Origin of the sequence: Caulobacter sp. B11 (assembly GCF_002737765.1) — a bacterium.
In the GTDB taxonomy this organism is placed as follows: Bacteria; Pseudomonadota; Alphaproteobacteria; order Caulobacterales; family Caulobacteraceae; genus Caulobacter.
This window is the reverse complement of record NZ_PEGG01000301.1, coordinates 1-4,386: the sequence shown is the minus strand read 5'-3', so window position 1 is coordinate 4,386 and position 4,386 is coordinate 1. Positions and strand designations below refer to the sequence as shown.

Below are 4,386 nucleotides of genomic sequence, written 5' to 3'. Positions count from 1 at the left end.
CCAGCACCTCATCGGCGGCGACCGGATCGCCGCCCTTGGCGTTGACCGCCTTGACGACGCCCTCGCGCTCGGCGCGGATGATGTTCTGCATCTTCATCGCCTCAATGACGCAGACCGTCTCGCCCTCGCGGACGGTCTGGCCCAGTTCGACGTCCATCGACACGACCAGGCCGGGCATCGGCGACAAGATCAGGCGCGAGGTGTCGGCGGCCTGCTTCTCGGCAGCTTGTCGTGCAGAGCCGCCGAGCGCGGGCTCAGCACCAGCACCCGGGACTTGGCGGCGCGGTGACGGATGGTGAAGCCCTCGGCGGCCGGGGCCACCTGGACGGTGAAGGCCACGCCGTCCAGCGCGCCCTTGAAGGTCGGCTTGCCCGGACGCCAGTCCATCGTTTCCAGAGTCAGGTCGCGACCCTCGTCCAGCAGCGAGACGACCAGCGGCGCGGCGCCCGAGACCTTGACCCGGCGCTTGGCGTGACCGACGGCCACCACCCATTCGTCGCGCAGCGGCCCGGCCAGGCCGGTGTCGTTCGAGCGCGCCCGGGCGCTGATCACCTGGTGCATGGCGGCGGCCACGGCGGTCATCACATCGGCCTGGGCCGGGGTCGGGTCGACGCCGGCGAAGCCGTCGGGGAACTCGTCCTTGATGTAGTTGGTCGAGATCACGCCCGAGCGGTAGCGCTCCTGGTCCATCACCGCGGCCAGGAACGGGATGTTCTGGCCCAGGCCCTCGATGTGGAAGTCTTCCAGCGCCCGGCCCATGCCGTCGATCGCCGCCAGGCGGGTCGGGGCCCAGGTGCAGAGCTTGGAGATCATCGGGTCGTAGAACATCGAGATCTCGTCGCCCTCGCGCACCCCGGCGTCGTTGCGGACGACATAGCCGTCATGCTGCCCTTCTTCCGGCGGATCGTAGCGGACCAGACGGCCGATGCTGGGCAGGAACTTGCGGTAGGGGTCCTCGGCATAGATGCGGCTCTCGATGGCCCAGCCGTTGATCTTCAGGTCCTTCTGTTCGAAGGCCAGTTTCTCGCCCCAGGCGCTGAGGATCATCTGCTCGACCAGGTCCAGGCCGGTGATCAGTTCGGTGACCGGGTGCTCGACCTGCAGGCGGGTGTTCATCTCCAGGAAGAAGAAACTCTTGTCCTGGCCGGCCACGAACTCGACCGTGCCGGCGCTGTCATAGTTGACCGCCTTGGACAGGGCCACGGCCTGGGCGCCCATGGCGGCGCGGGTGGCCTCGTCGAGCAGCGGGCTCGGAGCCTCCTCGATGACCTTCTGGTTACGACGCTGGATCGAACATTCGCGCTCGAACAGGTGGACGACATTGCCGTGCTTGTCGCCCAGCACCTGGATCTCGATGTGGCGAGGCGAAACGATGAACTTCTCGATGAAGATCCGGTCGTCGCCGAAGCTGGCCTTGGCCTCGGCGCGGACGGCCGGGAAGCCTTCCTCGACGTCCTGACGGGTCCAGGCCACGCGGATGCCCTTGCCGCCGCCGCCGGCGCTGGCCTTGATCATCACCGGATAGCCGATTTCCTCGGAGATCTTGATGGCGTGGGCGGTGTCGTCGATCTCGCCGATGTGTCCGGGCACGCAGCTGACGCCGGCCTTTTCGGCGAACTTCTTGCTCTCGATCTTGTCGCCCATGGCGCGGATCGCGCCGGGATTGGGACCGATGAACACGATGCCCTCGTCGGCGCAGCGCTGGGCGAAGCCGGCGTTTTCCGACAGGAAGCCAAAGCCGGGATGCACGGCCTCGGCTCCGGTCTGGCGGCAGGCGTCAATGATCTTGTCGGCCACGAGATAGGACTGGTTGGCGGCCGAGGGACCGATGTGCACGGTCTCGTCGGCCATCTCCACGGCCAGGCTGTCGGCGTCGGCGTCCGAATAGACCACCACCGTCGAGATTCCCATCCGGCGGCACGTCTTGATCACGCGAACGGCGATCTCGCCACGGTTGGCGATCAGCAGCTTCTTGAACATCCGACCATCTCCTGCACGCTTATTCTTGTCGTTGCCCCACGACCTAGCAGGCCAAGACGGGTTTGCAACGGTGACGCGACGGCGATAGGTCTTAAGGCAAGTTGACACCGGTTTCCAATCCGCCACGCTCACCGATTACGCCGCCCCTGACTTCCGCACGGAGAGACCCGATCATGCGCCGCGCCAAAGTGTTCCACGCCCTGGCCCCAGCCCTGGCCCTTGCCGCCGCCATGCTGTCGGCCCCCGCCTTGGCCCAAACGGCGCCGGCCCCCGCCCTCGCCTATGGCCGGTCGATCACCCTGGCCGAGGCCAAGACCGCCGTCGCCGCCGCCGAGGCCGAATCCCGCAAGAACGGCTGGAACATGGTCATCGTGGTGGTCGAGCCGAACGGCGCCCTGGTGTTGAGCCAGAAGATGGACGGCGCGCAGTACGGATCCAACGACGTGGCCCGGCGCAAGGCCGAGACCTCGGCCAATTTCCGCCGGCCGACCGCCTATTTCCAGGACGCGGTGAAGGGCGGCACGCTGAACGCGCGCCCTGGCCATCGAGGGCGGCGAGCTGCTGGTCATCGACGGCAAGATCGTCGGGGCCATCGGCGCCTCGGGCGGCTCCGGCGTCCAGGACGGTCAGGTGGCCCGCGCCGGCGTCGCGGCCTTGAAATAGGCTCAGGCCAGGTCCGTCAGCCCGCGAATTCCCGAGCGAACATGGCCAGATAGTCGTCATAGCCGGCGGCGGCTTCCGGCGCGATCAGCCGGGCGACCTCGGCGCTGAAGGTCACCGGCGCCGTGCCCGGAGCGGTGACCAGCTTGCCGTCGACCACGGCGCGGGGCGTCTGCACATAGCCCGCCGCCCCCGCATAGTCCGGCGCCTGGCCGGCCAGCCAGGCCGGGTCGTTGGAGGTGTGGGCCCGCCCGGCCAGCAGGCCCGCCCGGGCCACGGCCACGGTGCCGGCGCAGATCGCGCCGATGATCTTGCCGTCGGCCTGGACCTGGCGCAGCAGCGAGAACAAGGCCTCGTCGCGATAGTCGGTCCAGGCGTCCGAGCCGATCAGCAGGAAGACGTCGGCGTCGGCCAGAACCGGGTCGTCGAACCGGTAGTCGGCCGCGGCCAGCACGCCGCCCATCGAGGTCTGGGGCTCGCCGTCCGGCGTGGCGATCTCGATCTGGACGCCATAGTAGCCGCGCAGGGCGGCCAGGACCTGACCGGCCTCCCAGTCGGCCCAGCCCGGTTGCAGAAACGCGACGGCGACGGTCATGAGTGGTCCTTTTGAACGGGCGAGGAACGCCGCGAGGGTCTAACGCCCTCGCGGCCCCAGGGTATCAGTCGTCCGTCACCGAGGCGGGATGCAATCGCGCTGAATGATCAAAGGCGGACGGGGAGAGGCGGATCTCCCGAAGATCAACCGATCTCTAGCGCAGCTTCACCGCCGTGCCGGCCGCCGTCACCATCAGCATGCCGTTGTCGGCGCCCAGCGCCTCATAGTCGAGATCGACTCCGACCACCGCGTCGGCGCCCATCCGGGCGGCTTCGTCGATCATCTCCTGCAAGGCGATGTCGCGCGCCTCGCGCAGGGCCTTCTCATAACCGCCGGCCCGGCCGCCGATGATGTTGGTGATGCCGGCGAACAGGTCTCGGAAGATGTGGGCCCGATAATGGCCTCGCCCGAGACGACGCCGAGGGTGGTGGCGATGTCGCGCTCGGCGATGGTCGGGGTGGTCGAGGTAATCATTTGGCCGCTTCCTTGGTTGTCGCTCTATCGGTCCGGCGACCGCGACCTTAGATTGGAAGCCATGACCGACTCCGCCAGCCTCTCCGCCACGGGTTTCGACCTAACGGCCCCCACCCTGCCCGAACGCCAGCGTCTAGAGGCCGACATCACGGCCGAAGAGGCCCGCGTCCTGCTGCATCACGGCACCGAGGCCCGTTCTGCGGTGGCCTGCTGGGCGAGAAAAGCCCCGGCGTCTATGCCTGCCGGCTGTGCGGCCTGCCGCTGTTCAAGCACGAGACCAAGTTCGAGAGCGGCACCGGCTGGCCCAGCTTCTACGCGCCGTTCGACGAGGGCCACGTCAAGGCGATCAAGGACAGCTCCTACGGCATGGTCCGTATCGAGACCCGCTGCGCCGCTGCGACAGCCACCAGGGCCACGTCTTCCCCGACGGTCCGCCGCCGACCCGGCTGCGCTACTGCATCAATTCGGTGTCGCTGCAGTTCGTGAAGGCCGGCGACCCCCTGCCCGACCCGCTGGGGCGCGGCGACAAGGTCGCCTAACACAGTCCAGACTCGCCCTTCTCCCGCTAAGGAAGAAGGGCGATAGGCGCGAGATCAGACGCGCTCCAGCGCCTCGGGCGCGCGCGGGGTCGGCGTCGCCCTGCCCGCCCAGGCGTTCGACCAGGGCGTCCAGCTGCG

General features: G+C 68.3%; 3 protein-coding genes and 3 pseudogenes. 3 read left to right on the top strand and 3 right to left on the bottom strand.

The genetic code is table 11. From position 1 onward, the window contains the following. A pseudogene (locus tag CSW58_RS11565) lies at window positions 1–1,980 on the bottom strand (acetyl-CoA carboxylase biotin carboxylase subunit); the annotation flags it as partial. A gap of 173 nt (window positions 1,981–2,153) precedes the next feature. On the opposite strand from CSW58_RS11565, the pseudogene CSW58_RS15940 reads away from it, so the two are divergent. Both CSW58_RS15940 and CSW58_RS15935 read left to right on the top strand, forming a co-directional pair. Next, window positions 2,154–2,441, top strand: a pseudogene (locus tag CSW58_RS15940) (heme-binding protein); the annotation flags it as partial. 76 nt (window positions 2,442–2,517) lie between these two features. Continuing rightward, window positions 2,518–2,643 (top strand): heme-binding protein, encoded by a 126-nt coding sequence (locus CSW58_RS15935; RefSeq protein ID WP_369825172.1) that lies wholly within the window; start codon window positions 2,518–2,520, stop codon window positions 2,641–2,643. A 16-nt stretch (window positions 2,644–2,659) separates the two neighbouring features. On the opposite strand, the gene CSW58_RS11555 is transcribed toward CSW58_RS15935, so the two are convergent. Both CSW58_RS11555 and CSW58_RS16285 read right to left on the bottom strand, forming a co-directional pair. After that, window positions 2,660–3,235 carry a DJ-1/PfpI family protein gene (locus tag CSW58_RS11555; RefSeq protein ID WP_099447385.1) on the bottom strand — a complete coding sequence of 192 codons (576 nt, stop codon included), beginning with the start codon at window positions 3,233–3,235 and terminating at the stop codon, window positions 2,660–2,662. A gap of 154 nt (window positions 3,236–3,389) precedes the next feature. Next, window positions 3,390–3,584, bottom strand: a complete 195-nt coding sequence (locus CSW58_RS16285) for a heavy metal-binding domain-containing protein (protein ID WP_369825171.1) — start codon at window positions 3,582–3,584, stop codon at window positions 3,390–3,392. Between the two features lie 186 nt (window positions 3,585–3,770). On the opposite strand from CSW58_RS16285, the pseudogene msrB reads away from it, so the two are divergent. Continuing rightward, window positions 3,771–4,248: pseudogene (gene msrB, locus CSW58_RS11545) on the top strand (peptide-methionine (R)-S-oxide reductase MsrB). The last annotated feature ends 138 nt before the right edge of the window (window positions 4,249–4,386 follow it).

Coding starts and splice junctions, on each gene's coding strand:
- CSW58_RS11555 (WP_099447385.1), bottom strand. CDS start 3,235: ATGACCGTCGCCGTCGCGTTTCTGCAACCGGGCTGGGCCGACTGGGAG.